Consider the following 24,726-nt stretch of genomic DNA (forward strand, 5'->3'; position numbering starts at 1 on the left):
TCGGCGGCGCTCATGCCGTTGCTCCCAGGGCGGCGTGGAGGCCGTTGGCGACGGCGCGACGGGCGTACGGCTCGGGTACGCCGACGGAGACAGCTGCGTCCACGATCTGCTCGCCGAGCGCATCCAGGCCGCACGGTCCGGGGCAGCCGGTGTGCTGATTGGCAAGGAAGCAGGCGACCCCGTACGCGGCCGATCCAGCGCCGCTCTCGTGATGGGTGATGACACGGGCAAGACCCCGTTGCAGACCAGTACGGATGAAGCTCTCGGTGTGGCGGCAGCCGGTGGCCACGCTGCGGTCCCATGTGGCGCGGGTCGGAAGCGAAGAGTCCACTCCCCTGCCGGGTGGAGTGGTCTCTTCCCTCTCGGTGAGCGCGAGGACGGCCGCCGGTAGCTGCGTGATGGTGCCGGTTCCGGGGCCGAGCCAGCGTGCGTAGGCCATCCGGGACTTGATGTCCACGCCCGGCCGGACGTGATTGGCGGAGCCCATCGTTCCCCGGTAGATCCAGTGCTCCCCGCGCGTCGTGGGCACTGTCTTGGTGGCGGGCAGGGTCTCGCGGGCCCAGTCGATGGCGTCGGCGTCGTCCAGGTCGACGACCGTCAGCCCAGCTCCGGCCGGGTGGTAGGCCACGGCCACGGCCCGGCGCCATGCCGGGGCCCACACGGCAGAGGAGAGCACATCAGTGTTGGTAGTCGCGGCGGCCCAGCCGTGGCACACCAGCGGGCAACGGCAGGGGCCCGCCTTCTTCATATGGGGGCGGTCTCCACAGGCACCGTCGGCGCAGGCTCGGCAGTTTCCGAACGGAACCTTTCCTTCCCGTAGCGGCAGCACCGGCACACCGGCCCTCGCAAGGTCCAACGCGGCGTCCAACAGGGGCGGCCGGTGGCCGTCTCGCCGGATCGGGATCGGATGGGTCATGCTGGTGGTTCTCCTGTTTCTTCGAAGGGACGGAGAGAGCCGAGGCGGTCGCGGTCTTTGGAGAGAGGCGACCGCCTCGGGCGTACCTACTGGTGTTTCGCCCACTGGGCGTATTCCTGGCGGACGTAGCCGCGGGGGTTGGCGATGGCTTGGGGGTGCTCGGGCCAGTACGGGGTGCCGCCGTAGTTCCCGTCTCCGTCGCGGTCGACGTCCAGGAGCTGGCGGGCGGCGTTGAGCGCGAGCTCGAGGACGTCGGTGTGAATGCTGGCCGTCCCGTCGTCCAGGGCGATGCGGTCGAGCAATGCGGCCTTGCGGAGCCAGAACTCGCGGATGTTCGCGGCGCGGATGGGCCACAGAGCCTCGCGAGCCCGCTTCGCGGTCCAGCCGATCTCGCTGACGATGCTCGGGGCGAGCGCGTACGCCTGCTCCGGCGTCGGCCACGCCTCGCGGTGCTCGGCGGTGACGTACAGCCGCGCCTTGTCCGAGGCGCGAGAGGGCGAGCGCCTGACGGCTCCGGTCGTGAACGTCTCCGCGAGCGTGGTGGTGACCCGCTCGGCGTCGGCAGGGTCGCAGATGACGCGGATCTCGAACATGGGTCAGTCCTCCTTGGTGGTGTCGATGACGGGGAGTCCGGCGTTGGTGAGTGCCTTGGGGTCGAATCCGGGCAGGGCTGCACGCGTGATGAGGGCGGTGGCGAGCTGTTCGGCGTAGGCGGCGCCGGAGCGGGCGACTTCGATCTGTGCTCCGGCGCGCAGAGCTTCGACGCGCTCGATGTGGGCGTGGTCCTCGCGGCGCTCGGTGGTGCGGCGCTCGTGAGCGGTGGTGTCGCGGCGGTCGGTGCGCCAGTAGCGGGCGGCGAGCCCGTAGGCGACGGCTGTGGCGAGTGCCCAGAGCAGCAGGGGCAGGGAGAGGCCGTCGGCGTATCCGGCGACTCCGGCGAGGGCGAGTCCGCCGGAGGCGGCGAAGCCGGTTCCGGCGATGACGCTGTCCCCGAGGCGGCCGGCCGCGCACGTGCCGGCCGCCGCGGCCCCGGCGGCGAGCACGACTATGAGGGCTGCGTTGCCAGTGGAGTGTTCGGCGCCGTTGGCATTCCAGATCCGGCCGAGGATCAGCACCGTGGACGTGGCGACCGCGGGGGCTGCTTTCGGGGTGACGTGGGCGAGCCAGTGGCGGGCGAGGATCGGTTCGTTCATGACGGGGCTCCCTACAGGTTGGGAATGGCGTCGATGACGGCGGTGGCGAGGTTGTTGATGGGTCCGGAGGCGCCGGTGGAGGCGAGGAAGAACCCGAACATCACGGCGATGAATGCGGAGCCGTAGCCGAGGGTCTTGGAGCGCAGGAGGAAGAACAGGACAAGGCCGAAGAGCAGGACCAGGGAGACGGTGACGGCCATGCTGGGGAACTCCTTTGACGGTGGTTCGGGGCGGCTGGCTAAGCTGCGGACACCCTCGGGTGCTGGCAAGCTCAGGGGTTTGGCTGACGGTTGCGCCCGCCTAGCTCCTCCACTGGAGCGGGGTACGTCTCATGACGGGCACCGTCGGCCGCTGTGTGTCCCGGCTCAGCGGGTGCCGTCGCGGTGGATGCGCATCGCGACGTTGAACAGGTGGCGGCCGATGCGTATGCGGATGCCGTGGCCGTTGCAGCGGCGGCAGGGCTTGCCGCGCTTGGGCTTGCCCTTGCGGTCGTGCTTCAGGGCGAAGCCGAGTCCGTCGCACTTGCGGCACTGCCCGAACGGGCTGGCAGCACAGAGAGATGCGTAACCGAGTGTGACGACCAGCAGGAATGCGATAGCGAGCAGGGCAGGGGGCATGAAGGTGCCTCCAGGGCGGGTTTCAGGGGTTTTCGCAGGTGGGCCGCTATGCGCTAGCGACCTGATCAGGGCCCCTATGGGCCGCTATCGGGGCTGCTATCGATAGCGTGCCGTGGCGCTATCGATAGCAGCCCCGTGCGGTCAGCTCGCGTCCCGGTTTCGGTTACGCTCCGCGACCGTGGTGGTGATGTCGTCGCGCTTGATGCCGCGCTTGTTGACGAACTTGCCGTCGATGCGGCGCCCGACCTGCCCGGCGGCGATTCCGTAGGGCTTGAGCGCTGCGGTCAGGTGCGCGGTCTGCTCCTCTCCGCTCATGCGGGCCCAGTCGCCGTAGCGCTCGGGCCGCAGTTCCGCGAGGCGTTCCACGATGGTCTCGTTCCAGACCTTGGCCTCATCGGCGGGGATGACGGCCAGGATGTCCGCGAGCAGGGTGTCTGTGGCCTTCTCCTTCTTCGGCGCATCCGGGTTGGGCAGGGTGCCGGCGGCCGCGCGGGCGGCCTTGGCCTTCTGGCAGATCACTTCGGCGTTGGCGTTGTCGATGTAGTAGGAGCGGACGATCTGCGGGTTCGGCCCGGCGCCGACCAGGTAGCCGATGCCCAGGTCATCGGCGGTGAACGAGGTGGCGCGGATGCCGTTCTTGTACATCGAGGTACCCAGGACCATGTCGTTCTCGGGCTGGCCCATGACCTGGAGACAGAACCGGATGCCGACGTTGGCGCTGATCGCCTTCGGCAGGCTGTCGGCGTCCGGGCGCTGCGTGCCGAGCAGCAGGATCACGCCCAGCGCGCGCCCCCGCTTGATGATCGCGGTGGCCAGTTCGGCGGCCTTCTTGCCCCACCGCTCGTGGGTGAACACCTCCTGGCACTCGTCGATGGACATCACCAGCGGGTGCAGGCCCAGCGACTTCTTCGCCGCGAGGGCGGGGGTGACCTTGTTCTCCGGGCAGATGTCCTTGGGCAGCCCGTTGATCACCCTGGCGCGGCGGTCGAGTTCGCCGTAGACGTACTCCATCGCCTCCACGCAGCCCTCGACCGTGGCGTCGTCTCCGGGGCCGGAGCCGTAGGAGTGGGAGATGGGCTGGAAGGAGGAGAAGTCGCCGGTTCCCTTGAACTCCCAGGTGTGCAGCTCGCAGGTGGGGTCCATGGCGGCGGCGAGCAGCAGGATGCGCAGCGCGAACGTCTTGCCCCGTCCCGGCATGGCGCCGGTCAGGAAGTTCGCGTACATCAAGTCGAAGCCGACCTGCCGGCCGCGCGGGTCGGTGCCGTACGGAACGGGCTTGAACAGCGACGTGGTCCCGGTTTTGATCAGCGGCCATGACGGCTGCGGAGCGCGGGCCATGTCCTGATCGCCCACCCACAGCATCACCCGCCCCGGGTGCTCGCCCGGAACCGGTTCGGGCCACACGCAGCCCAGCGACTTCCGCAGACCCGACGCGAGCCGTTCGCGGCGGTCCAGCACATCCGAGACGGTCACGCCGTACGGCAGATCGAGGTCGGCGCGCCAGCCCTTGCCGTCGCGCTGGATCGGGGCCTTGAACTCGATGCCTGGCTTGCCCTTGGCCGCCTGCTTGTTGATCTCCGCGATCCCCAGGGCGGCGAACGCGCGGGCCACGATGTCGGAGGTGAGCCGCTGCACCTGCGGCAGGTCGACCGCGCGGGTGATGACCGGGGCATCCTCGGCCCGGCCCAGGTGCCCGAGCGCCAGCAGTAGCGCTCCGACCGACACCGTCTGAAGCCAGCCCGGAGCCAGCACATACAGGGCCAGCGCTGCCCCCATGCCGATGATGGAGCCGAGCACGGCGATCAGGGTCCGCAGTCGGACCCGGCCGTCGCGCTGGCGGGAGAGCTTGAGGTACTCGGCCGCGTCCTCGCGCCGGACTGCCGCGAGTCGGACCGGCTCGCCCTCCTTGTCGGCGACCCAGCGCATCGTGCCGCCGACGAACTTCGCAGCCCCGCGCGGCGACAGCAGTGCGAGCCGCGCGGCGTAGACCGGTGACCGGAGCGCGTGGTACCCGGCCTTGTGGCCGTAGTGGCCGGCCACCCAGCCCGTGGCGGCCTTGAGTTCCGCCGTGGACTGCAGCCACATCGGCACGATGGGACGGCGCTTGGCGCCCTTGACTCGGTCCATGAACCCCAGCCCCGCCGGGGCGGGACCGTCGACCATCACCGAACCCGACCCGATACCCGACCGCGTCGAGTTGGGGTCGCCCGACTCGCCGCCGGACTCCTTCGGGGTCGAGTCGGCCGACCGGTCGCCCGACCCGTTCGGGTTGGCGTCGGCCGACTCGCTGCGGGCGGATCGGGCCTTGCCGAGGTCGACCACGTCGGCCCCCGCGTCGGCCGTCCAGTCGGTGGCCATGTCGGCTTCGAGTCGGTTGAAGAACTCGTTCTCTTCGTCGGGGTGCTTCACTGAAGCTTCCTTCTCTCGGGAGGGAACAGACGGGCCCGGCCGGCGCTGTGAGAGGTAGGCGACCGGGCCCGTCACGGTGTGCGGTGCGGGTGTGGGGTTCAGGCGGCGTGGCTGTCGAGCAGGCGCGTGAGCGTTGCTTCCGAGCGGTATGCCTCGGCCTCGCGTTCGTTGCTCAGCCGCTCATGGATACGGAGCTGGCGAGCGGACAGCGGGGCGATGTCGAAGACGTGGCGCACGTACTCCACGTGTTCCTGGAACGCGCCGCGGCGCAGGAGCTGCGCGGCGTGCGTCAGCTCGTGAATGAGCGTGGCCGGCAGCTGTCCGGAGCGGTGCAGCTTGTGGGCGTTGAGCAGGACCAGGACGCGGGTGCGGGACTGCGGCACGACCTGCCCGAACAGGGCGCGGTTGGAGTGTGCGGCCTCGCGCAGGGTCTGCGGTGTGACGCCGACGGGCGGGCGGCCGGCCAGCGTGGTCTCGGCCTTGAGTTCCTGCTCCAGCATTCCGTCCGGGGTCGTGACCACGATGTGGCAGTGGGGCAGGCGCCCGATGTGGGCTTCCACGAGAGCAGCGCAGGCCGGGGCGAGTGCGCGGACGTCGTTGAGGACGTCCCGGCGTCCCCACAGCCTGTGGGTGGTGACCTTCACCTTCACGGCGGATCTCCTTGTCGGTCAGACAGTCGAGTTCAGGCGGCGCGCTGTTCGTCGGGGTAGGCGCAGGGGACGCAGGTACCGAGGGAGGTCGGGATGACGTATCCGGCGTCGGTGCTGCACTGAGGGCAGGTGCGGCGGGCGAGCATCGCCAGGGCGAGTGCGCCCCACTTGCGCGACGTCATGGGCCGGACGGGCTTGGCGAGGTCGATCCGGTAGAGGTGGCCGACCAGGACTCCGGTCTTGCGTCCGCGGCTGCGGCGCATGACCTGAGCCGCTACTGGCTGGCCGCCGGGGCGCAGTCCGAGGGCGCGGAGCTGGCGGCGGGTGGCGTAGCCGTCGGGGGCGTAGCGCCACGGGTAGGTCGGTATCCCGAACTTCGCCCCGGTCGGGTCGAAGCACTTGCCGAACGTCGGGGACATCAGGCAGCCACCGCGATCGCGGGAGCATCGGTGCGGGCGCCGGAACCGGCCGCCAGCGGCCCGGCCGCTGTGAGAACGGTTAAGAGGGTGTTCACGCCGCGACCTCCTCGGCCGTCTCAGCGGACTCGGTCTCAGTGGTGTCGATGGAGTGGAGCGGCCGGCCGTCGGCCCGCTCGGCGAGCAGCGCGTCCCGCAGGGCGCGGGAGTTGGCGGCCGAGCAGTGCAGGGCCGTGCGGATTGCCTCGGCGTTGATCGCGTCATCGGCCCAGTCGGCCGTGGTCTCGCGGGCCTCGGCCAGGAGCGTGGCCGCAGTCCGCGGAGACTTCGACGCCTTCGCCTTGGGGCGCGTGGTCCGCTTGCGCGGCGCCCGCTCCTTCGGCTCCTGCGGCGGCACGGGCGGCGCGTCCGGCTCCGGAGCCTGTTCCGGCTCGGGCTCGGTGCCCTCGGGGGCGAGGTCTCCGAGGCGGAGAAGGACGCGCTCGCGTCGTGGTGTCTTCGACCTCCAGCGACGGCCGTACTGCTCGCGCAGGTCGGCGCGGGCGAGCTGCCGCTCCTTCTCGCGGGCGAGAGCGTCGGCGTAGGAGGTGATCTCCCACAGCGTCATCCGGCGCCACAGTGAGAACGTGGAAGGGAAGGCGAGCAGCCAGCGCGAGGCGCGGATCTTGTCCATCCGCCGGCCGGTCGCGGCTCCGATCCGGACGGCGTAGATGTGCGCGCCGATCTCGGAAAACACCACCCACAGCAGCGGCATCGTGCCGTGAGCGACCTTTGCCCACAGCCCATGTCCGGCGGCGACGTTCAGACCGCAGGTCACCAGGGTGAGGATCCAGGGGACGAACCTGACCCAGGCGAGGGCCATGTCCATCCGGATCAGCAGCAGATTGGCCACGGTGAACACCGGGATGGCCACGTCGATGCCGACCGGCAGCATCCACGGCTCACCGAAACCCCACCGGGCAGCGGCAGCAGAGACCGCGTCGAAGGAGGAGATCAGCCCCAGCGCTCCGACACCAGCAGCGGCGAGCGCGCCGGTGCCGGCGAGGCCCATCTCCGGGCGCGTCAGCGGCGGGACCCCCGACCGCTCCACCGACAGTGCGGTCATGCCGCCGCTCCCTTTCGGGCACGGTTCCGGCGGGAGGCCGGCCGGACCAGCGGGACGACGTTGAACAGCTCCGGCGCGTACGCCTCGATCGCCTCGGCGGCGACCCGGGACACGTCGTCCGGCAGGTTCGGGTTGTCCGCCAGGATGTCGCGTGCCGCGTCCAGCCGGGCCGCGCGCTCCTCCTCGCTCTCGCCCTCTACCCCGAGCCACAGCTCAACTGGGGTGCCGAGGGCCAGTTCCACGAAATCGGTGCAGCTAACGGCCTGATGACCGCCGATGTACGTACGCATGACTGATCACTCCTGGTGGTGTCGAAGGGACACCGGAGCGGTCGCGGCCTTTGGAGAGAGGCGACCGCCCCGGTAAGTCGGGGCCGATGGTCCGGTTCCCCTCAACCCCGCCCGTACGAGCCCCGTGAGGGCGCCGGGCGGGCGGGGGAGGCAACCAGCCGCGGCGCTGCTAGCGCTGCGGAAGGGTGAGAGAGCCGTGCGAGCGAGGACCAGGCGGTGAAGCCCGGAGCCGCCTCGCACAGCGGTTGAGCGGTGACGCAAGGGGCGTGGCTAGCCGTACAGGTCCAGTACGTCCAGCGCCCGCAGATGTCGGTGGAACACAGAAGCCTCCAAGCAGGCGAGGCGAGGCTTCAACGGCGCTCCGTTGCCACGGCGCGTCGGTCCCGAGCCTGAGAGTCGGGTGCGTCATCGTCGCTGCTCTGACGCCAGCAGGGCGGCGCGTACCGGGTGGCACCCCCGAGGGTGTGTTCTCCAGAGCCAGCACGCAGAAGAAGTGGCCGCCGGCGACAACCCGTCGCCATGGGGACGGGGATCACGCCCGTCTCGTTTCACTTGGCACGCTGTTGAGTTCTCAAGGAACGGACGCTGCCTTCGTACTCACCCCCTCGGGCTTTCCTCCGGACGCACGTGCGGGTGAAACTGCACCACTGAAGCGATGCATGTATTACATGCCCCTCACCGTGGCAGACCAGACCCGCGCCGTCAACCCGCGGGTTTCTTGATGTCGGATCCGCCGCCCTCGATCAGCGACATGACCAGCTTGGCTTGGAAGGGCGGGACGTTGGACTCCGTGCATGCACGACTTGCGCCCTACTGGCTAGAGTTGAAGTCGTCCCAGGACGTCCTAGGCGGGGGAGGCCGTATGGCCAACGAGCGGCTTCGCGGGGCCATCGTGGAGAGCAACCTCAAGTTGGAGCAGGTCGCGGAGCGTCTCGGGGTGTCTCCCAAGACAGTTGAGCGCTGGATCTCGGACCCAAACCGCAAGCCCTATCGGCGGTTTCAGTACGCCATCGCCTCGATACTGCGGCGCGATGTTTCGTACCTCTGGCCGGACGAGCGGACATCCGAGGAGGTGACCGCCTCCAGCGGCTCTGAAGTGCTCACGCTCTACCCGCACCGCTCGGTTGTCCCTCAGGACGCATGGACGAAGCTGTACGCCGACGCCACAACGCACTTCGACGTACTGGTGTACTCCGGCTTCTGGTTGACCGAGGACGCACGGTTTCACCGCCTCGTGCGGGAGAAGTCGGCCGCCGGCGTTCCCGTCCGCTTCATGTTGGGCGACCCCAGCAGCAGTGCCGTGGCTGTCCGGGGCAGCGATGAAGGAATCGGATCCGCCATGGCATCCAAGATTCGGAATGCCCTGGTCAACTACGCACCGCTGTTCGGGCTGCCCGGTGTGGAGTTCAGGCTCCACGCCACCACGCTCTACAACTCGATCTATCGCGCCGACAACGAGCTGTTGGCGAACGGCCACGTCTACGGGGTCGGCGCCTACATGGCACCCGTGCTTCACCTTCAGCGCGTCCCTGGGGGCGAGCTGTTCGACACCTACGCCGAGAGCGTTGAGCGGGTCTGGGAGGCCGCGCGCCGAATCACATCACCCACCGACCACGAAGACGCCACCCCATGAGCCGCATTGACTATTTCCGCGACCCGAACGCCCCCGTGGCCAACTCGGTCGTGCCATCCGTCACCGCAGTGGTGCGTGATGAGCAGGGCAACGTTCTCCTCATCCACAAGACCGACAACAACCTGTGGGCATTGCCTGGTGGCGGCCACGATGCAGGCGAGAGCATCGCGCAGACGGTGGTACGTGAGGTGCATGAGGAGACTGGCATCTCGGTCGCCGTAGGGGACATCGTGGGGCTCTACACCGACCCGCAGCATGTCATCGCATACGACGACGGGGAGGTCCGACAGCAGTTCTCCATTTGCTTCCATGCCCGGCCCGTCGGTGGTGCCCTGCGGACCAGTTCCGAATCAAGAGAGGTCCGCTGGGTCTCCCCCGCGGACCTCTACTCACTCAACATCCACCCGTCGATGCGGCTCCGGATCACCCACGGCCTCGACGCATCCCGGACGGCGCCCTACATCGGCTGACCGGCGCCCCGGGCCACTTCGAGCCGCCCCTCAACCCGCTTTACTGCCGCGTGGATCTCGGGCGCGGCTCGCTGGATGAAGCGGCCCACGATGGTGTCAGGACCGTACCGCCCCACGATCTCTGCAACCCGGTCCTGCGAGGTGGTGCACCCACCATCAGGGGTGGTCGTCATGTCGCAGAAAACAAGCGCATCCACGAGGGCCGGCCGCTCTAGCTCAAATTCGGCCGCCAGTTCCTCCCGGAGCCCTCGTTCCTCCGCCTCCAGAAGAGCGCATGAATGGTGCGCCACCAGCTGGACAACGCGCTCGTCGATACCCTCCTGCGCGCGAAGAAACCGGGCGCCATCAAGCGGGTGGAAGCCAGTGGACGCAATACGGGGCGAGTACCCCACGTCGTGCAGGACCGCCGCGGCCTCCATGACGGCGGCATCCTCGCCGAGGATGGACCGCAGGGAGCGGGCCCGCTCAGCAACCCCCAGCGAATGTGACCAGCGGCGCGGCAGCGGCTCGGCCAGCAGCGATTCAGCGAGGCCATAGGCACGCTCTGTGAGATCCATGGTTGCCAAGATTACGAGTCTTCCGGCCCTGACGGGAGAGCTCGGACCCGGCGCCGACGGCCCGGACCCATCTCAATGAGCCCCCGCCCCTCCAACTGTGCAATGGCCGTCCGTACCGCCGTCCTGGACACGCCGAACGTCTCGCACAGTTCATTCTCGGACGGGAAGGTGTCGCCCACCGCCGCGCCTTCGGCTCGGAGCAAGTCAGTCACCCGCTCCACCAGCGGCCGGCGGTCGCCCGTTCCAGTCACGTACCAACCCGCCCCCTGAACCGACTCGATCACACCATCAGCCTTCAGCGCCTTGAGCGCACGTCCGATGGTGGTCCGGCCGACACCATAGATGCGCATCAGCTCCGCCTCGGAAGGCAACCCCTCACTGATCGTGCCCTTCTCGATCTTCCGTCGCAAAGATTCAGAAATCTGCAAGTACGTACCTCGCGGGCTTGCCTCAACCACACCTCTTCCCTTCCTCTACCTCCCATAGAGAACGTACAGCACGCGAATCGTCAAATATCCTCATGCCGCATGTTCTCCAAGCGCGCACGGGCCCGTCGCACCCACTCTGTCTGCACGTTGCGCTCCCCAAAAACCCTGACACAACGCTCTTCAGCATTCGACAAGAGGCTCACAGCCAGCTCAAAGGACCCTACTTGCGCGTGAGCCAAGGCGAGGTCGATCTCAGATTGGATCGTCTCAGGATGATCCGGTCCGAGAACCCTGGAACGCGCCTCTAGGTTTTGCTCCAACAGCGGGACCGCACGCTCAAACTCCTCTTGCGCCTGCCAAGCCAGCGCGAGATTTCCTTGGGCCGTAAGGAAGTCTGGGTGATCTTCCCCAAGCACTTCGCGACACAGACCGACAGTCTCGACAAACATCTCAATCGAGCGATCGATAAGGCCCGACATGAGGTAGGCATGACCGAGGTTGTTGCGGGAACTCAGAGTCTGAGGGTGCCTAGCCCCCAGCAATCGCTCACGCCGTTCCAGCACTTCGCTGTGCAGTTCTATGGCTTGCGCCACATCCCCAGATCCGAGATATGCGTTCGCAAGATTGTTCTGCGAGCTCAGAGTTTCAGGGTGATCCATCCCCAGAACCCGCATCCGATCCGCAAGCGTCTCCTCATACAGAGGAATAGCACGTTGCGGCTCACCAATTGCCCCATAGGCGTAGGCGAGATTGTTCCGCGAACTGAGCGTTTCGGGATGCTCCGGACCCAAAACCCGCACCCGATCCGCAAGCGTCTCCTCATACAGAGGAATAGCTCGCTGAACTTCACCTACTTCAACAAGCGCTGAGGCAAGGTTATTGCGGAGCGTCAGTGCAATCGGGTGATCCGAACCAAGAAGCCTCATGGCCCCCATGACGGCAGTCTCGAGCAGATTGATTGAGCGACGAGTGTCGCCAATCTCCCTTAGCGCATTCGCGAGATTGTTTTGGGAGAGAAGAACATCCGGATGGTCGGGTCCAAGAGTCTCCTCCCGCGCTCGGAGGATGTCTTCATAGATCGAGACAGCCGCTCGCGTGCGCCCAACGGAGAAATATGCACTGGCAAGGTTATTGAGAATTACCAGGCTCTCCGGGCTGGCAGGTCCATGGATTTCCGAAGAACGATTGGACGCGTCCTCATAGAGTGCGACGGCTTCTTCGAACCTGCCTCTTTGTGCCAGTAGGGAGGCCAAGCCGACCGTAGTCTCCAGTACGTCAGGGCTGTGCGCCCCCAGACGCGTCAGCTGATCGGTCAAGACCTCTCGATACTGAGCTTCCGACTGCATCATGCCGGCAAGTTCACTCCGCAATGACAGCACGCTCGGATGCCAGCTGCCGAGGACACTCTCCAGCTGAGCAATACGCTGACGCAGATCAGGTTCCGAGTCGCGATTTTCGGATCTAACGCGCTCGACAGAGTGCGCCGAAACAGCCGATGCTGCGATTCCAGAGTTATTCGAAGAAATCGCAGAATCCCCCATGAACTCGACATGCTCAATCGACTGCAGCTCTCGATTTAGCCGACTCAAAGAGTCACACTTCTCGGCGACCTCTTGAAGCAATTGCGGGAGTTCAAGGATCGGGGAGCAATGAACAATTTCCAAGGGGTACCGCGCGGAAGCCGCGGCAAGGCGTGCGGGAATTTGCACGTCTGCGAGGAGAACCCCGTAGGTCCCGCGAGTCGGACTGAGCAGGCCGTCGACATACTTGACGCGTTCAGCCAGATCGAAGACCCAGGAGCTGCGGACTTCGCGGGCATGGAACTTAGTTTCGACCACCAACACAAACCCTTGGCGCGTAAACAATGCATCGAGGCGCAGTTCCCCGATACGCGGTTCCAGCACCACCTCCCAACCGTGCTCTCTGAGGACGTCGGAGAGCAGTGCGACGAAATCACTTTCCCTTACTCGATTCACGTCCTGCTCCTAACGTACTTCCAAGAGAGTTCTTTCTTCCACTCTCGCCAGTTGATGATTGGTGGAATTTGGATCGAGATCGCCGCAACGAACAGAGAGAGTGAAATTCCCAGAAGGTTAGCCTCCCTGTCTGAGGCCGTATGCGGTGTGAGGAACTGCCAGACAATCAATGCCACGCCCACAATCGTGAAGAACGCGGAAAAGACATACCCGACACGGGCGCCAGTCGAGCGCAGAGGGGACTCCATATCACACATGAGGAGAATGCCCCTGGAGTAAGGGTCCTCGATCACACAGCGAGCCAGTGTTGGCCGCCCTTTTCTACCGTCTCCTCTGAGGGCCTTCTCGAGTCCCGCCCAGAGCACTCCCGTCGACCGAACGAGAAGCTCCACTGCCGTGACACTTCGCGCCGAGTTCGATGTAGATGGGCCAGTTGCCGAGGCCCGTACCCGAAACTCCAGTGCGGTTGTACTCGTGCAGTAGAATTCAACTTCGCAGTCGTTGAGTGGCACCACGAAGTCCATGGCGCCTTGAGCGGCGCGAGGAAATGCAGTCTGGACCTTCGTGAGGACCGCCGCGGAGTCCATCTCAACGTGCTCGATCAACCCTGTGACGGTGATCTGCGGTGACGCCACCGTGCGTTGCACCCCCCGGCGCGTGTGGGCAAGGGCACCAGGCACCCACCCAGCGCGGCCACAGCCTATCGGCACGCCACCCCCATGCACGGTCCTCGCCACGGACCTCGGTCAGCCCCTCTGAAAGCCCGTCAAGGCGGCTTGACGCACGGTACGCGATAGAGATCCGACCCGACAGACAGTCGTGCAGGAGAAAGCCAAGGTCAGCCGGCATGCCCCCTCTGTCGTGGGCACGGCCTCCGGAGCCGTGTGCGCAGGTTCGAATCCTGCCGGGGGCACTTCGCAGGAAGTGCCTAAAGACCCCGCCACCAGCGTTGATGCTGAGGACGGGGTCTTGTCGTATGTGCAGGCGTGTGCCGGGTTGTGTCGCCGAATGACGGGGGCTGCGGCCTATTCGCGGCCTGGACCGCGGGGGCATCGCCCCAAGTCAGCACCGAGAAATGGCGAAGGCCCCGAGACGAGTCCCAGGGCCTCATGGAGCACTTCACTCGCCGCTCACTCGTACTCGCGGAGCAGGTCCTCGATACGCCGATTCGCCACGTCCTGACGGCCGTCGAGGCACTTGGCGTACCGACTCAGCAGCACCTCAACGCTGTTGCCGGCCCGCTCGGCGACCTCGGTAAACAGCCGACCGTCGTCGGCGGTCCCGAAGGTCTCGACGTGCTCGCGAAGGATCGCGACGAGGGCACCCGACGGACGTCCTCGTTCGGGCGGTTCTTCAGCCCGCGGTCGTCGTGGCTCTTCCCCGAGTCGGTCCACTGCTTGCCCACGCTGGGACGCTTCGGTGGAGGAGCGCGGTACCCCACCCCGAGGCGTGGAGCGTCAGATCAGGCTCGGACAGCCCCACCACCTCAGCGGCCCGGAAGCCGCCGAAGACGCCCTCAGAGGTAGAAGAACGGGTGGCCGAGGTCTACGCGATCCGCCTCCTCGACGCCCTGGACGGGAACGGCCCCCATGTCCCTCGACTCCATGCTGACTGGCTATCGGGTCGCCCTGGAGGTCCACGGGGTCGACGAAGAGCCCGTGTTCGTGCACACCGGCCCGTTCAGCGAGTGGCTGTGGAAGAGGCTGGACGTGCAGTACTCCAGCCCGTTGGGCTGGGCTGTCGAGATCGAACGGGAAGCCGAGCGGAGCCATCGACTTGTTCTTCACCTTCCTCAACGAGTTCCTTGCAGAGCGCGACTGCACGCCAGTGGCCACAGAACCGGGGCAGTAAGAGTTTCTCTACTTCATCAAGGCAGCGCCGCGCACTGCGCGGCGCGTGCGACCCGTCGTCCGGGCCGCCGCTCCTGTCTCCGCCCCGCTCCGGCCCGACCGCCGGCCGCACGCCTGACAGTTGGGTTGATGGGCGGGAAGAACCACGGCGCGGCCGGGCGAGTGCGCGAGGTGCCGTCCAGAACGATGCTTCCGGCGGGGGCGCTCAGGCTCCGGGATGGAGGGGGCCCGTGGGCGTCTCCCGACAGTGCCGTGGTGGAGGTGGGGGCTCCCATCCCGCCTGGGCACGTTGTGGCTGGGGTGACTCGCGACCCGGCTTCTGCGACGTGGCGCCTTCCAACAAACTTTGACCATGTGCGGATGAGGCGCACCGCTCAAACGCCTCGTTCTCCCCACTCGGCACCTCGACCGTGCCCTAGGGTGAGGCGTCGACACCGGAGGAGATCATGACCAATCAGAGTCCCGAAGGAATGCTTCCCGTAGATGCTGAATCTGGGGAGAGCGAAGAGGATGTAATACACCGCCTAACTGCCGCTAGAGCGAGTATCTCGGCAACCGACTGGACGATCGAGACGATCGTCACGCAGATGCGAAAGGGGAGGATCGACCTCAATCCAAAATTCCAGCGCCGTGCCGCATGGACGAACCCCATCAAGAGTCGCTTCATTGAGTCCGCAATCCTCTCCTATCCGATCCCGCAGATCGTACTCGCGGAGAAGCCTGAGCGCCCCGGTCACTATTTTGTGATTGACGGGAAGCAGAGACTGCTCGCGTTGCGCCAGTTCTATGCAGGCGAGGGTCTGGAGGTGGATTCTGAATTCGATTCCTTCAAGATTACCGGCACGTCCATCCTGGAGAGCGTGCGCGGTTACGACATCAAGAAGCTCGAAGACGAGAGGGTGGAACTCTTTGACTCGTTCGAGAATCACACGATCAGGACCGTATCTATTAAAGGGTGGGAGTCGGAGGACTTTCTTTACACGCTATTCTTGCGACTGAATACTGGAAGTGTGCCGCTCTCCCCGCAGGAGCTTCGACAAGCTCTAGTGCCGGGGGATTTCGTGAATTTTGTGGATGAGCAGTCGGGCGTTAGCCCTGGCCTCCAGCACCTGCTTGGAAACAAGGGGCCGGATCGGCGGATGATTGACGCTGAAATGCTCGTTCGTTACTTCGGGTTTCAGAATTCCCCGACGCCATACCGTGGCAATCTTAAAGATTTCCTAGATAAGACCTGCGTGCATTTCAATCAGCGCTGGTCGTCAAGTTCCCGTGAAATCGTCGAGCAGCTCTCGGAGATGGAGCGCGCGATCGCTGCCGCCCGCCAGATCTTCTCTGACGAGGGGGCTTGCCACAAGTGGTCCGGCGTCCGGTGGGAGCGGAGTCTGAATCGTGCCGTTTTCGACGTTCAGATTCACTCTCTAGCCGATCCTCGCATCAGGGATATAGCGCTGGGGCGTGCTGAAAAGGTTAGGGAGGCCTTCAAAAACCTCTGTGTCGAGAACGATAAATTCGTTGCGGCCATCACGAGCACAACTAAGAGTATTGACGCGACTAGGAACCGGTTTGATATCTGGAGCTCGACACTAGAGGGTGTAGTTGGAATTGCCCCCCAGCGGCCTGCATGTCTCGACGATTAGGTTAGGCGAAATGGATCTCGTCGCAGGCCTGCGGAGTGACATTGAAGAGCTGAAGGATGCTCTTCTCGACGTGGATACGGTCGCCGTCAATCCGCCAGATGATCTGACTCGACGTCAACAGCTTCTAATTACCTCCTTCGTCATTCTCGCACACGCGCACATTGAGGAGTTCATCGAAGAGCTCTTCGTTTCCTATGTCGAGGCGAGAAGTGTCGAGATAACCAAAGACTCCATCCCCCATTGTTTCGTTAGGCTGTCGCTACACTTTTCGGGGGACCTGATTGGGCAAGGCGCGGGAAAGTATCCAACGGCTCAGGTCTGCGAAACGGCCAAGAACCTCTACCGCTCGAAGGTCGTGCAGATCAATAATGGGCTAAAGGGAGCAAACGTTACGGCGCTGGCCAAGCCTCTAGGCCTGCATGGTGACCCGCTTACGGATAGCTGCGACCGCCTCTTTAAGGCCCTAAATACTCTCGGCGCAAAACGAGGGAAGATGGCTCACACGTCATCGTCTCAGTCGGCGAGTGAAACGGTCTATGCCGGGCAGGCGGTGGTCTGGGTTGAGGATGCCGTAAGTAACATTGGCGAACTGGTGGGTTTCCTGGACGGATCCTCTTCGGCTTCGGTGTAGTCGCTGCGGATAAATCGGATGCGTGGCGACCAGTAGCGGCAGTACGACCAATCTCAGCGTCGCTCCGGCTGCCGCCCCTCCAGGGCGCGGTAGGAGCCGGAGGGGGTCACTCGCCGGTCCGACTAATGGGTGAGTGTCGAGCCTGAGCAGTGTCCGCAACGGCGGTAAGGCGGATCAAGGGACGGATGACCGTTTCCTGGGGCCGTCTGTGGGCCGTGCGAGGGGGCTCAGGGGTGACCGGGGGCGACCAACAGTGACAGGTTGGCTACGAGGGTGACTCGGGAACCCGAAGACCAGGGAGTTCCCCGCCTACTGGTTCGCCCCCAGGGTTGGCGGTCAGGCAAGCTGGGGTGTTTCTCTCCTCAGCTCGGGTCAGGGCGCTCGTCACCGAATGGTCCACGAGGGCCGCGACCTTCAGTAGGGGGTGCCCTGACGGAGCAGCACCGCGAACTCATCCACGGCCAATGGATCCGCCCGCAACGGATCCTCTACAGCGCGGATGCCGTCCTAGCTGCGGCCGGCATCCGAACTCGCGACGTGACCTCTATGGACTGGTACGGCATCCCGGCGCGGACCATGCCCTCTCATGCGATGTGAAGGGCTGTACGGAACTACCTGACTACCGGGTGACGAAGAGCGTGGGGTTGTTCAAACGATCCCAAACAGTCTTCGGATGCCCTGGACACCTCGACACCTGCCGCGCGGCGATGGCCTACGGACACAGCAGCGATCACTGACAACGCCCGATTCACGGGCGTGACGCCGGCGGTGGTGAGCAGGGTCGTCGTACCGTGCCGGGCATCGTAGAGCCGGACCCGGGCGGCAATGCGAACGTCGCCGCCCGGGTCCGATTCATAGGTTGATCCGTCTCAGGCGCTAGCTCCCGATGCGGTTCTCCTTGCGCCTGCCCTTGTCCCACTCAGTGACGATCAGCGTGTAGCAGGTACTGATTCTGGATCCAGTGCCACTGTGGCGTGTGCCGCCGGCGGAGGCGAGGGCCGTGATGTTGGCCCGCCACCGGAAGGCGGGATCCTTCCTGCCGATCTTCTCGGAAAGCACCCTGTCGTCGATGTCGTCCCCGTGCTTGCCAAGGAACATGCCGATACCGCCCAGCAGCATGCCGTCCCAGGTCTCCTTGGTTCGCCCCCAGGCGTCCTCGGCAACCTTCAGTGTCCGCTCGAGCGTCTCAGGGCCGTAGAGATCAGTGATCCGAAGGACACCAGCCACTGCGCCCACCATGTTCGTCCCTGTGGAGCCCATGGCAAGGTTTCGCTTCCGCAGCGCGGACTCCGTATCGACGAAGAGCGGGATGCCCGCCGTCAGTCCGATCTTGTATTCGTCAAGCGGCGTCGGCTTGCTCGACTCTCGGTTCTTGATCAGGAAAAGGACTGCCTCTTCCTGCTGGTCCAGCCCATGGTGGACCTCAGCCACTATCTCCGGGATGCCAGTGAGCTTGCAGACGTGCCACCGGTGCATGCCGTCAACGATGTATCGATCGCCACTGGTGCGCTGGGAGACGACGATGGTGCCAAGCGCCTCGGGTACCAGGTTGTTAGCCATGCTCCGCGCGCGGGGCTCGTTCAGTACCCGCTGCGCCTTCTCGTCGATCTTGAGGTCTTCGACCGGGATGCGGACACCATAGTCAACCTGGTGCTCCGGCAGTTCGTACGCGTACTTCTTAGGCATGGCTCTGCCCCCTCTTGCATCGCGCTCAGGAGTGTTGGCGGTCGCCAGATGTGGGATGCGATGCAAGATCAAGAGGTACACGCCCTCGCTGACTATCCAGATAAGAAGACGAATCTAGGCCAATCTTTGACCCGATTCCCGCCCATGGGCGAGAGCCGACGCTGCCGGAGGTTGCGTGCGTGATGGTTCCTCACGCGGCCCACTGCACGCCAAACGAGGGAGACGGCCGAAGGACAAGGGCCAGCCCGCGGCCTATTTGTGGACGGGGCTCCCCCATCACCACACCGTGAGGCCCTGACGAGCTGAAACACACGGGAAGCACGGGACCTCCGAAGCCGTGTGCGCAAGGTTCGAATCCTGCCCGGGGCACTTCGCAGGAAGTGCCTAAAGACCCCGCCACCAGCGGTTTTGCTGAGGGCGGGGTCTTCGCGTTTGTGCGGTCCTGAGCGGCCCTAGGGCGCCGGCTGGGGACTATTTCATGGACAGGATCTTGGAGCGTTTGCCCGGGTCAACCCGTCTCCGCGGGCGTAACTGTCGGGGAGCCGAGGGCTGTTCCAGGTGTTGTCGAAGAGCATCACCGGCCGGCTCCGGACCGCCGCAACCTCGCGGACCGGTCCCCGGCTCCCAGGGAAGCCGGTCAGGCAGCTCTCGGATCGAGGGGATGGGAGACGATAGGAGCGTGGAACTGCGTCGAGCCGACGGCGGGGTGATCGCCGTCGAGGTGGTCGGGGAGCCGGACGCGCCTGCGGTGCTGTTCTGCCACGGGCTGGCCGACTCCCGGCTGGCCGTGTACGACTTCGCGGGCGCGGCTCACGCGCTCGGACTGCGCCTCATCGCCCCGGATCGCCCCGGCATCGGCGACACCGACGTCCGTCGCCTGCCGCGGGTCGTGGATTGGGCTGCGGAAGCCACCCTGGTCCTGGACGCGTTGGACATCGGCTCGGTGGCGCTGCTCGGCGTCTCGGGCGGCGGTGCGTTCGCGGCCGCCTGCGCGTCCGAGCTACCTGACCGCGTCCGCAGCCTGCTGCTCATCGCGCCCCTTGGCCCGCCTGCCTGGCCCACCCGCGGGATGGCATCTGGGCAGCGCGCGTCCTTGCAGATCGCCCGGCACGCTCCGGCCTTCGGCGGCTGGTTCATGGGCTGCCTGGCCACGCTGGCGCGCCGGGCACCAGGGCTGTTCCTTCGCCTGGCGACCAGCGAGATGCCCGCCAGCGACCGGCGTGCCCTCGCCCAGTCGGACGCACGCGCGGCCTTTCTGGCCAACTACCTGCGAGCGTTCCACGGCGGCAGCTGGGGAGTCGGGCAGGATCTGCGCGTGCTGACCCGACCCTGGGGTTTCGACCTTGAGTCGATCAGGGTGCCCACGTCGATCCACCACGGGGACGCCGACACCACCGTCCCCCTCCAGCACGCCCGCCGCTTCGCCGCCGCGATACCGGGCGCACGCCTTCACATCCATCCCGGCCACGGCCACTTCTCAATCCTCACCGCACCCGAGAAGACGCTGGCGACACTCGCCGTATAGCCGGTCGAGGCGCGACGCGGGAGGTGCAACCGGTGGGCTTGCGGAGCAATTCCTGCTTCCTGGCTGGACACACTCGCGCTTGGTCACTGGCCGATGTGCTCTTGCCACAGGTGGGTAATGCCGAAGCCGCGTACCTCGCGGTACTGCTGTACTTGATCGACGGCCTCTGGAAGACATCCAGGCCACGGCCCGGGAGGATCGCGCAGCTCTCGCCGGTAGCGTGCGGGGTCTTCGGTGCGGTGCCGGGCGATGGCCTCCATCCTTGGCACGAGGCGGTCGTTGGCGCCGACGATGACGAGGCGCTGGTTATTCCAGTCCCTTGAACGGATGGCGCCGGCGTGGACGGCTCCGTCGCCGCGGGGCCGTCGGAGGCCAGCTGAGCAGTCCTCACGTGTCGCATCCGCTGGCCGTGTGCTCCCAGATAATAATGTCTGCCGCTCGAAGAAGGCTGAGAGGCCTCTCGTCAGGCGTGCGAATGCAGACAATAAGGTCTTGGATCCAATCCCGGTGACGGCGTAGGTCTGCTTGCAGGAGCGGCCACAAGCGGCGAGGGGTGTCCTTATAGGCTCCGGGAACTGGCTTTTGCCCGAGGTAGAACTCGTAGATGTTGCTGTCGAAAATCGGAACCAGGTTAGGTCGCTTGCGGTGGAGGATCTTGGTAACAGCAACGGCCTTGAAGTCCGGCAGGCCCGTACCGCCCGCTTCTCCTGTAGCGACCAATGCTCGATCGACCAGGGACCAGGGACCCAGAGACGGATCCAGCGTCACGTCCAAGAAGTCCGCTGCTGCACACGCCCCGTCGGCAAGCACCGCTTCCATGGCCTGTAGGACTTCAGCCCCCGGGCCGTCAGGGCGAAACAACGGGACTATCTGCTTGTAGCCAATGCGAACACTCAGCAAGGCCGGCGCCAGACAGTCCAACGGGCTCAATCGTGCCGGATCGCCCTGCCAGTCATACGTACGGAACGCTCTGGGGCCCCGAGGATCTGTGTAGGTCTGAAGGTGCCTCTCCGCACAACCACGCAGTGATCCGACGGTTCTCACGTAACTCCCTCCCCACAGTCTCGATGACTCGCACGGCTATGCCCCCTGGAGTAGTGCGAGCTGTCGCAACGGCGGCGCCGCCGTGGTTGCCATGAGCGACGGTACCGGGGCGGCAGGAGGGAGACCTACTCGGGCGTTGCCGGATTGGGAGGTGGTGGGGGAAAGGGGGTGCCCTCGCCTTTCCGTTTTCAACGTATAGCGCACCTGGGGGCTTGCGGCAAGGGCGTCCTTGGGGCGCAGAATCGCCGGGCTGGGTTGGAGTCGGTGGGAGTCGGGGAGTCGCCAAGTGCGGGTGTTGTTGTCGACGTATGGGTCGCGTGGGGATGTTCAGCCGATGGCGGGGCTCGCCGTGCGGTTGCGGGGGCTTGGGGTGGAGGTGCGGGTTTGTGCGCCGGCGGATGAGGAGTTCGCGAGGCTGCTCGGTGGTGTCGGTGTGGAGTTCGTGCCGGCCGCCGAGCCGATGCGGACGACGGTGAGCGGAGCCGCGTCGATGACGCCGGAGGGGCTGCCCCAGCGGGCGGCCGCGTTGGTCGCCGCACAGTACGAGGTGGTCGCCGCGGCGGGCGAGGGGTGTGACGCGGTGGTGGCGACCGGGCTGGTCCCCGCCGTGGCCGCGGCGCGGTCGGTGGCCGAGGAGTTGGGCGTCCCCTTCGCGTACGTGAGCTACTTCCCGACCATGCTGCCGTCGCCGCATCACGCGCCGCACCCGCTGCCGCTCTTTCCGTTCCCGTCGGACATGACCGACAACCGGGCGCTGTGGGAGCTGAACGCCCACAGCTTCAACGCCCTGTACGGCCCCGGGATCAACGCCCATCGGATGTCGATCGGGCAGCCACCGGTGGGCGACATCCGCGGCCACGTCTTCACCGACCGGCCGTGGCTGGCGGCCGATCCGGTCCTCGGGCCGTGGCAGCGGCCGTCGGAGCTCGACGTGGTGCAGACCGGCGCGTGGGTCCTGACCGACGAACGGCCGCTCCCGGCCGAGTTGGAGGCCTTCCTCGAGGCCGGCGAACCGCCGGTGTACGTGGGCTTCGGCAGCATGCCCATGGGCGGCTCGGAGGATGTGGCCCGGGTGGCCATCGAGGCGGTCCGCGCCCAGGGCCGCCGCGTGCTCCTCGCCCGCGGCTGGGCCGGCCTGGGCCCGGTCGACGACCGGGACGACTGCTTCGGCGTCGGCGAGGTCAACCAGCAGGCACTGTTCGGGCGCGTGGCCGCCGTCGTGCACCACGGCGGCGCGGGCACCACGACGACGGCCGCCCGGGCCGGCGCGCCTCAGGTCGTGGTCCCTCAGATCGTGGACCAGCCGTACTGGGCGGGCCGCGTGGCCGAGCTGGGTATCGGCGCGGCCCACGACGGTCCCACTCCGACCTTCGCGTCCCTGTCGGTCGCGCTCACGACCGCTCTGGCCCCCGAGACCCGTGCACGGGCGGCGGACGTGGCCGGCACGGTACGCACCGACGGGACGGCGGTGGCCGCGAAGTTGCTGTTGGAGATGGTCGGCCGATAAACGCCGTCAGCCCCTCGCTGTCGCCGAGTTGGGGCGGATCGGATCCATAAGGAGGCCTGATGGTGGGGTCATTGTTCCTGTGGATTCGCCGCCCTAGCTTGGGGACAAACGTCAGCCGTATTCGGACTGACCGAAGGGGGCGAAATGAAGTTCGGCGTATATCCGGCCTACATAGGTGGCCAGGACATCACCGGCGACAATCCGCAGTACGTACACACCATTACCGCCCGTTCCCTCATCGAGGACACCTTCCCCAGTCTGCGTCTCAAGCGCGATCTCGATCTGGGAATCGTCGATCCGGATGCGGCGGGGGAGCGTGTCGTCGGGGCCTGTGTGGTGGCCGACGAGGAGATGGCCGACCTTGCGTTGGAGGCGGCCGCACGGGCCGCCGAGGAGTGGCGGCGCGTACCCGTCGAGACACGGTTGGAGGTGGGGCGGCGGATCGGCGAGCGGTTGTTGGAGCACCGGGAGCCGCTTGTCGAGATTCTGGTCGCCGAAGGGACTCCCCGGGACGCGGCCGAGGGAATGATCACGGGAATTCCATACACCAGTTGGAGCCGGGAAACCCTCGAATGGTGCGCCGAGCAGCTGGAGTTCCGGCGGCAGGACGGCGAACGGGAAATGATTCTGCGCCGGATTCCCGACGGCGTCGTCTGCATCAATCCGCCGCAGAACGCGGCTACGGTGAACGCGCTGAACGGGCTCACCGCCCTCATCGCCGGCAACACCGTCGTGGTGCGGGCGCCGCGTGGCGTCGCGCTCAGCTGTATGTACGCGATGCGGGAGGTCGTGGCGCCCGTGCTGGAGGAGATGGGCGCGCCGGCGGGCACGGTCAACGCGTTCTGCGGGGCCCCGATGCTGGAGACCTGGCTCGCCAGTGAGCATGTCGACGACGTCCTGTACTTCGGCGGGAGCAAGAAGGGCCTCGAGTTCGAGGCCGACGCGATCGCCGCGGGCAAGAAGCCGATCCTGGAGCTCGCGGGGAACGACTGCTGCGTGGTCTGGCACGACGCCGACCTGGACGCCGCGGTGGAGACCATCACCCAGTTCTTCCTGAACTCCGGCCAGATCTGCAACGTCCCCAACCAGGTCGTCGCCCATCCGGCGATCGCGGACGAGCTCATCGAACGCCTCGTCGCGGCCACCAAGGACATCCAGCCGGGCTATCCCGACGAGCCGGGCGTGGTCCTCACCCCGGTCCTCGGGGTCGACTGGTTCTTCGGCTGCCTGGGCGAGGCGCTCGCCAAGGGCGCGAAGCTCGTGCACGGCGGGCGCCGTCTCGAGGTGGACGGATCGGAGTCGAGCACCGGGTTCTTCGTCGAGCCGAGCATCGTCCGCGTGGAGGGGCTCCAGGACGCCAGGTCGCTCTCCGTCGTCCGTGACGAGACCTTCTTCCCGCTGCTTCCGATCATCGTGCCCGAGGCCGGCGCCTCGGACGACGAGCTGCTCGAGCAGGTCCTGCGCTTCGTCAACAGCAACGCCTACGGGCTGCGCAACTCCGTCTGGTCCTCCAGCTTCACGACGGTCGAGCGCTTCCTGGAGGGGGTCACCAACGCCGGAAACCTGAAGATCAACGACTCGCACAGCGGCTTCCTCCCCTTCCTGCCCAACCAGGGCGGCCCCGGTCTCACCGGCGGTGCGTTCGGCGAGGCGAGCCACCCCATGCTGCGCACGACCCGTCTGCAGGCGGTCAGCATCCTCCGCCCGGCGGCCGACAAGGAGGACGCGTCATGACGACCCGCGTACTGAAGGCCACGGTCCCCGCCACGGCCGCCGAAGTGATCGAACGCCTCGCGGACGGCACGGCGTTCCCCTCCTACGCGGAGGACATCGTCTCCGTCGAGCGTACGGAGGACGGGGAGCAGTCGTGGGTGCTCGCGTTTCGGGGCGGTGCCGCCCGCTGGGTCCAGCGCACCGAGCGCGCCGACCGTGGTGAGGAGGCGTACCGCATCGAGTTCGAGCAGGTCGACGGCGACTTCCGGCATCTGAAGGGGGCCTGGACGAGCACCGACGTCCCGGGTGGCAGTGAGGTCGCCTTCGAGGTCAGTTACAGCACGAGCGTTCCCCATCTCGCGGGTGCGATCGACTCGGCCGTCGGACATGTGCTGCTCCGCAGCGCCCACCAGGTCATCTCCGCCGTCGGAGGCCCCGCGCGGGTCACCGCCGGCGGCCACCACCTGTCCTGA

At 66.3% G+C, this 24,726-nt stretch carries 24 protein-coding genes, 1 tRNA gene and 1 pseudogene; 9 read left to right on the plus strand and 17 right to left on the minus strand.

All coding sequences use genetic code 11. From position 1 onward, the window contains the following. Positions 1 to 10: 10 nt before the first annotated feature. The 10 genes from ABZ939_RS07410 to ABZ939_RS07455 all read right to left on the minus strand — a co-directional run bounded on the left by ABZ939_RS07410 (position 11) and on the right by ABZ939_RS07455 (position 7,596). A complete protein-coding gene (locus ABZ939_RS07410; protein ID WP_361850301.1) occupies positions 11 to 916 on the minus strand; it encodes a bifunctional DNA primase/polymerase in 906 nt (301 codons plus the stop codon). 86 nt (positions 917 to 1,002) lie between these two features. Beyond that, positions 1,003 to 1,509 carry a hypothetical protein gene (locus tag ABZ939_RS07415; RefSeq protein WP_361850303.1) on the minus strand — a complete coding sequence of 169 codons (507 nt, stop codon included), beginning with the start codon at positions 1,507 to 1,509 and terminating at the stop codon, positions 1,003 to 1,005. Between the two features lie 3 nt (positions 1,510 to 1,512). Next, a complete protein-coding gene (locus ABZ939_RS07420; protein ID WP_361850305.1) occupies positions 1,513 to 2,109 on the minus strand; it encodes a hypothetical protein in 597 nt (198 codons plus the stop codon). 11 nt (positions 2,110 to 2,120) lie between these two features. Next, a complete protein-coding gene (locus tag ABZ939_RS07425) occupies positions 2,121 to 2,309 on the minus strand; it encodes a hypothetical protein (RefSeq protein WP_361850307.1) in 189 nt (62 codons plus the stop codon). A gap of 165 nt (positions 2,310 to 2,474) precedes the next feature. Then, complete coding sequence (locus ABZ939_RS07430) at positions 2,475 to 2,726, minus strand: hypothetical protein (protein WP_361850309.1); 252 nt, start codon at positions 2,724 to 2,726, stop codon at positions 2,475 to 2,477. A 141-nt stretch (positions 2,727 to 2,867) separates the two neighbouring features. Beyond that, positions 2,868 to 5,135, minus strand: coding sequence for a cell division protein FtsK (locus ABZ939_RS07435; RefSeq protein ID WP_361850311.1), 2,268 nt, complete (start codon positions 5,133 to 5,135; stop codon positions 2,868 to 2,870). A 98-nt stretch (positions 5,136 to 5,233) separates the two neighbouring features. Further along, entirely contained in the window at positions 5,234 to 5,785 is a 552-nt protein-coding gene (locus ABZ939_RS07440) for a hypothetical protein (protein ID WP_361850313.1), read from the minus strand. Positions 5,786 to 5,817: 32 nt separating this feature from the next. Then, the gene (locus ABZ939_RS07445) at positions 5,818 to 6,204 is read right to left on the minus strand and encodes an RRQRL motif-containing zinc-binding protein (RefSeq protein WP_361850315.1); all 387 of its coding nucleotides are present in this window, start codon (positions 6,202 to 6,204) and stop codon (positions 5,818 to 5,820) included. 91 nt (positions 6,205 to 6,295) lie between these two features. Further along, on the minus strand, positions 6,296 to 7,306 hold the full coding sequence (locus tag ABZ939_RS07450) for a DUF2637 domain-containing protein (protein WP_361850317.1): 1,011 nt from the start codon (positions 7,304 to 7,306) through the stop codon (positions 6,296 to 6,298). Continuing rightward, positions 7,303 to 7,596 carry a hypothetical protein gene (locus ABZ939_RS07455; protein ID WP_361850319.1) on the minus strand — a complete coding sequence of 98 codons (294 nt, stop codon included), beginning with the start codon at positions 7,594 to 7,596 and terminating at the stop codon, positions 7,303 to 7,305. The genes ABZ939_RS07450 and ABZ939_RS07455 overlap by 4 nt, the downstream gene beginning before the upstream one ends. An 862-nt stretch (positions 7,597 to 8,458) precedes the next feature. On the opposite strand from ABZ939_RS07455, the gene ABZ939_RS07460 reads away from it, so the two are divergent. Both ABZ939_RS07460 and ABZ939_RS07465 read left to right on the plus strand, forming a co-directional pair. Beyond that, positions 8,459 to 9,229 (plus strand): helix-turn-helix transcriptional regulator, encoded by a 771-nt coding sequence (locus ABZ939_RS07460; protein ID WP_361850321.1) that lies wholly within the window; start codon positions 8,459 to 8,461, stop codon positions 9,227 to 9,229. Then, positions 9,226 to 9,699, plus strand: coding sequence for an NUDIX domain-containing protein (locus ABZ939_RS07465; RefSeq protein WP_361850323.1), 474 nt, complete (start codon positions 9,226 to 9,228; stop codon positions 9,697 to 9,699). The genes ABZ939_RS07460 and ABZ939_RS07465 overlap by 4 nt, the downstream gene beginning before the upstream one ends. On the opposite strand, the gene ABZ939_RS07470 is transcribed toward ABZ939_RS07465, so the two are convergent. The 4 genes from ABZ939_RS07470 to ABZ939_RS07485 are packed head-to-tail and all read right to left on the minus strand — an operon-like array spanning position 9,687 to position 13,265. After that, complete coding sequence (locus tag ABZ939_RS07470) at positions 9,687 to 10,256, minus strand: HD domain-containing protein (RefSeq protein WP_361850325.1); 570 nt, start codon at positions 10,254 to 10,256, stop codon at positions 9,687 to 9,689. The genes ABZ939_RS07465 and ABZ939_RS07470 overlap by 13 nt on opposite strands. 11 nt (positions 10,257 to 10,267) lie before the next feature. Beyond that, the gene (locus ABZ939_RS07475; protein ID WP_361850327.1) at positions 10,268 to 10,714 is read right to left on the minus strand and encodes a GntR family transcriptional regulator; all 447 of its coding nucleotides are present in this window, start codon (positions 10,712 to 10,714) and stop codon (positions 10,268 to 10,270) included. A 50-nt stretch (positions 10,715 to 10,764) separates the two neighbouring features. Then, positions 10,765 to 12,660: a tetratricopeptide repeat protein gene (locus ABZ939_RS07480; protein WP_361850329.1), complete on the minus strand. Its 1,896-nt coding sequence runs from the start codon at positions 12,658 to 12,660 to the stop codon at positions 10,765 to 10,767. Further along, positions 12,657 to 13,265: a hypothetical protein gene (locus ABZ939_RS07485; RefSeq protein ID WP_361850331.1), complete on the minus strand. Its 609-nt coding sequence runs from the start codon at positions 13,263 to 13,265 to the stop codon at positions 12,657 to 12,659. The genes ABZ939_RS07480 and ABZ939_RS07485 overlap by 4 nt, the downstream gene beginning before the upstream one ends. A 244-nt stretch (positions 13,266 to 13,509) precedes the next feature. On the opposite strand from ABZ939_RS07485, the gene ABZ939_RS07490 reads away from it, so the two are divergent. After that, positions 13,510 to 13,573, plus strand: a tRNA-OTHER gene (locus ABZ939_RS07490). Positions 13,574 to 13,790: 217 nt separating this feature from the next. Here the strand turns inward: ABZ939_RS07490 and ABZ939_RS07495 are convergent. Next, positions 13,791 to 14,169 (minus strand): annotated as a pseudogene (locus ABZ939_RS07495) (site-specific integrase); the annotation flags it as partial. Positions 14,170 to 14,956: 787 nt separating this feature from the next. Here ABZ939_RS07495 and ABZ939_RS07500 point away from each other — a divergent pair. Together ABZ939_RS07500 and ABZ939_RS07505 are read left to right on the plus strand one after the other, a co-directional pair. Then, positions 14,957 to 16,147: a DUF262 domain-containing protein gene (locus ABZ939_RS07500; protein ID WP_361850333.1), complete on the plus strand. Its 1,191-nt coding sequence runs from the start codon at positions 14,957 to 14,959 to the stop codon at positions 16,145 to 16,147. A 10-nt stretch (positions 16,148 to 16,157) separates the two neighbouring features. Then, positions 16,158 to 16,778, plus strand: coding sequence for a HEPN domain-containing protein (locus ABZ939_RS07505; protein WP_361850335.1), 621 nt, complete (start codon positions 16,158 to 16,160; stop codon positions 16,776 to 16,778). Between the two features lie 876 nt (positions 16,779 to 17,654). Here the strand turns inward: ABZ939_RS07505 and ABZ939_RS07510 are convergent. Next, positions 17,655 to 18,464, minus strand: coding sequence for a DUF6551 family protein (locus ABZ939_RS07510; protein ID WP_361850337.1), 810 nt, complete (start codon positions 18,462 to 18,464; stop codon positions 17,655 to 17,657). Between the two features lie 679 nt (positions 18,465 to 19,143). Between ABZ939_RS07510 and ABZ939_RS07515 the strand changes: the two genes are divergently transcribed. Next, entirely contained in the window at positions 19,144 to 19,989 is an 846-nt protein-coding gene (locus ABZ939_RS07515) for an alpha/beta fold hydrolase (RefSeq protein ID WP_361850339.1), read from the plus strand. A 387-nt stretch (positions 19,990 to 20,376) separates the two neighbouring features. On the opposite strand, the gene ABZ939_RS07520 is transcribed toward ABZ939_RS07515, so the two are convergent. Continuing rightward, positions 20,377 to 21,033: a DUF6308 family protein gene (locus tag ABZ939_RS07520; RefSeq protein WP_361850341.1), complete on the minus strand. Its 657-nt coding sequence runs from the start codon at positions 21,031 to 21,033 to the stop codon at positions 20,377 to 20,379. Positions 21,034 to 21,319: 286 nt separating this feature from the next. Here ABZ939_RS07520 and ABZ939_RS07525 point away from each other — a divergent pair, with 286 nt between their 5' ends. The 3 genes from ABZ939_RS07525 (at position 21,320) to ABZ939_RS07535 (ending at position 24,726) form a co-directional block, all read left to right on the plus strand. Then, positions 21,320 to 22,540 (plus strand): glycosyltransferase, encoded by a 1,221-nt coding sequence (locus ABZ939_RS07525; RefSeq protein WP_361850343.1) that lies wholly within the window; start codon positions 21,320 to 21,322, stop codon positions 22,538 to 22,540. Between the two features lie 144 nt (positions 22,541 to 22,684). Next, positions 22,685 to 24,274 carry an aldehyde dehydrogenase gene (locus tag ABZ939_RS07530; RefSeq protein WP_361850345.1) on the plus strand — a complete coding sequence of 530 codons (1,590 nt, stop codon included), beginning with the start codon at positions 22,685 to 22,687 and terminating at the stop codon, positions 24,272 to 24,274. After that, entirely contained in the window at positions 24,271 to 24,726 is a 456-nt protein-coding gene (locus tag ABZ939_RS07535) for an SRPBCC family protein (protein WP_361850347.1), read from the plus strand. Before ABZ939_RS07530 ends, ABZ939_RS07535 begins: the two co-directional genes overlap by 4 nt.

It is taken from the genome of Streptomyces sp. NPDC046712, from assembly GCF_040645695.1.
Classification (GTDB): domain Bacteria; phylum Actinomycetota; class Actinomycetes; order Streptomycetales; family Streptomycetaceae; genus Streptomyces.

What these genes read in the sequence shown, in the direction of transcription:
- ABZ939_RS07410 (WP_361850301.1), bottom strand. Translation starts at nt 916, where the DNA reads ATGACCCATCCGATCCCGATCCGGCGAGACGGCCACCGGCCGCCCCTG.
- ABZ939_RS07415 (WP_361850303.1), bottom strand. Translation starts at nt 1,509, where the DNA reads ATGTTCGAGATCCGCGTCATCTGCGACCCTGCCGACGCCGAGCGGGTC.
- ABZ939_RS07420 (WP_361850305.1), bottom strand. Translation starts at nt 2,109, where the DNA reads ATGAACGAACCGATCCTCGCCCGCCACTGGCTCGCCCACGTCACCCCG.
- ABZ939_RS07425 (WP_361850307.1), bottom strand. Translation starts at nt 2,309, where the DNA reads ATGGCCGTCACCGTCTCCCTGGTCCTGCTCTTCGGCCTTGTCCTGTTC.
- ABZ939_RS07430 (WP_361850309.1), bottom strand. Translation starts at nt 2,726, where the DNA reads ATGCCCCCTGCCCTGCTCGCTATCGCATTCCTGCTGGTCGTCACACTC.
- ABZ939_RS07445 (WP_361850315.1), bottom strand. Translation starts at nt 6,204, where the DNA reads ATGTCCCCGACGTTCGGCAAGTGCTTCGACCCGACCGGGGCGAAGTTC.
- ABZ939_RS07450 (WP_361850317.1), bottom strand. Translation starts at nt 7,306, where the DNA reads ATGACCGCACTGTCGGTGGAGCGGTCGGGGGTCCCGCCGCTGACGCGC.
- ABZ939_RS07455 (WP_361850319.1), bottom strand. Translation starts at nt 7,596, where the DNA reads ATGCGTACGTACATCGGCGGTCATCAGGCCGTTAGCTGCACCGATTTC.
- ABZ939_RS07460 (WP_361850321.1), top strand. Translation starts at nt 8,459, where the DNA reads ATGGCCAACGAGCGGCTTCGCGGGGCCATCGTGGAGAGCAACCTCAAG.
- ABZ939_RS07465 (WP_361850323.1), top strand. Translation starts at nt 9,226, where the DNA reads ATGAGCCGCATTGACTATTTCCGCGACCCGAACGCCCCCGTGGCCAAC.
- ABZ939_RS07470 (WP_361850325.1), bottom strand. Translation starts at nt 10,256, where the DNA reads ATGGATCTCACAGAGCGTGCCTATGGCCTCGCTGAATCGCTGCTGGCC.
- ABZ939_RS07500 (WP_361850333.1), top strand. Translation starts at nt 14,957, where the DNA reads ATGACCAATCAGAGTCCCGAAGGAATGCTTCCCGTAGATGCTGAATCT.
- ABZ939_RS07505 (WP_361850335.1), top strand. Translation starts at nt 16,158, where the DNA reads ATGGATCTCGTCGCAGGCCTGCGGAGTGACATTGAAGAGCTGAAGGAT.
- ABZ939_RS07510 (WP_361850337.1), bottom strand. Translation starts at nt 18,464, where the DNA reads ATGCCTAAGAAGTACGCGTACGAACTGCCGGAGCACCAGGTTGACTAT.
- ABZ939_RS07530 (WP_361850345.1), top strand. Translation starts at nt 22,685, where the DNA reads ATGAAGTTCGGCGTATATCCGGCCTACATAGGTGGCCAGGACATCACC.
- ABZ939_RS07535 (WP_361850347.1), top strand. Translation starts at nt 24,271, where the DNA reads ATGACGACCCGCGTACTGAAGGCCACGGTCCCCGCCACGGCCGCCGAA.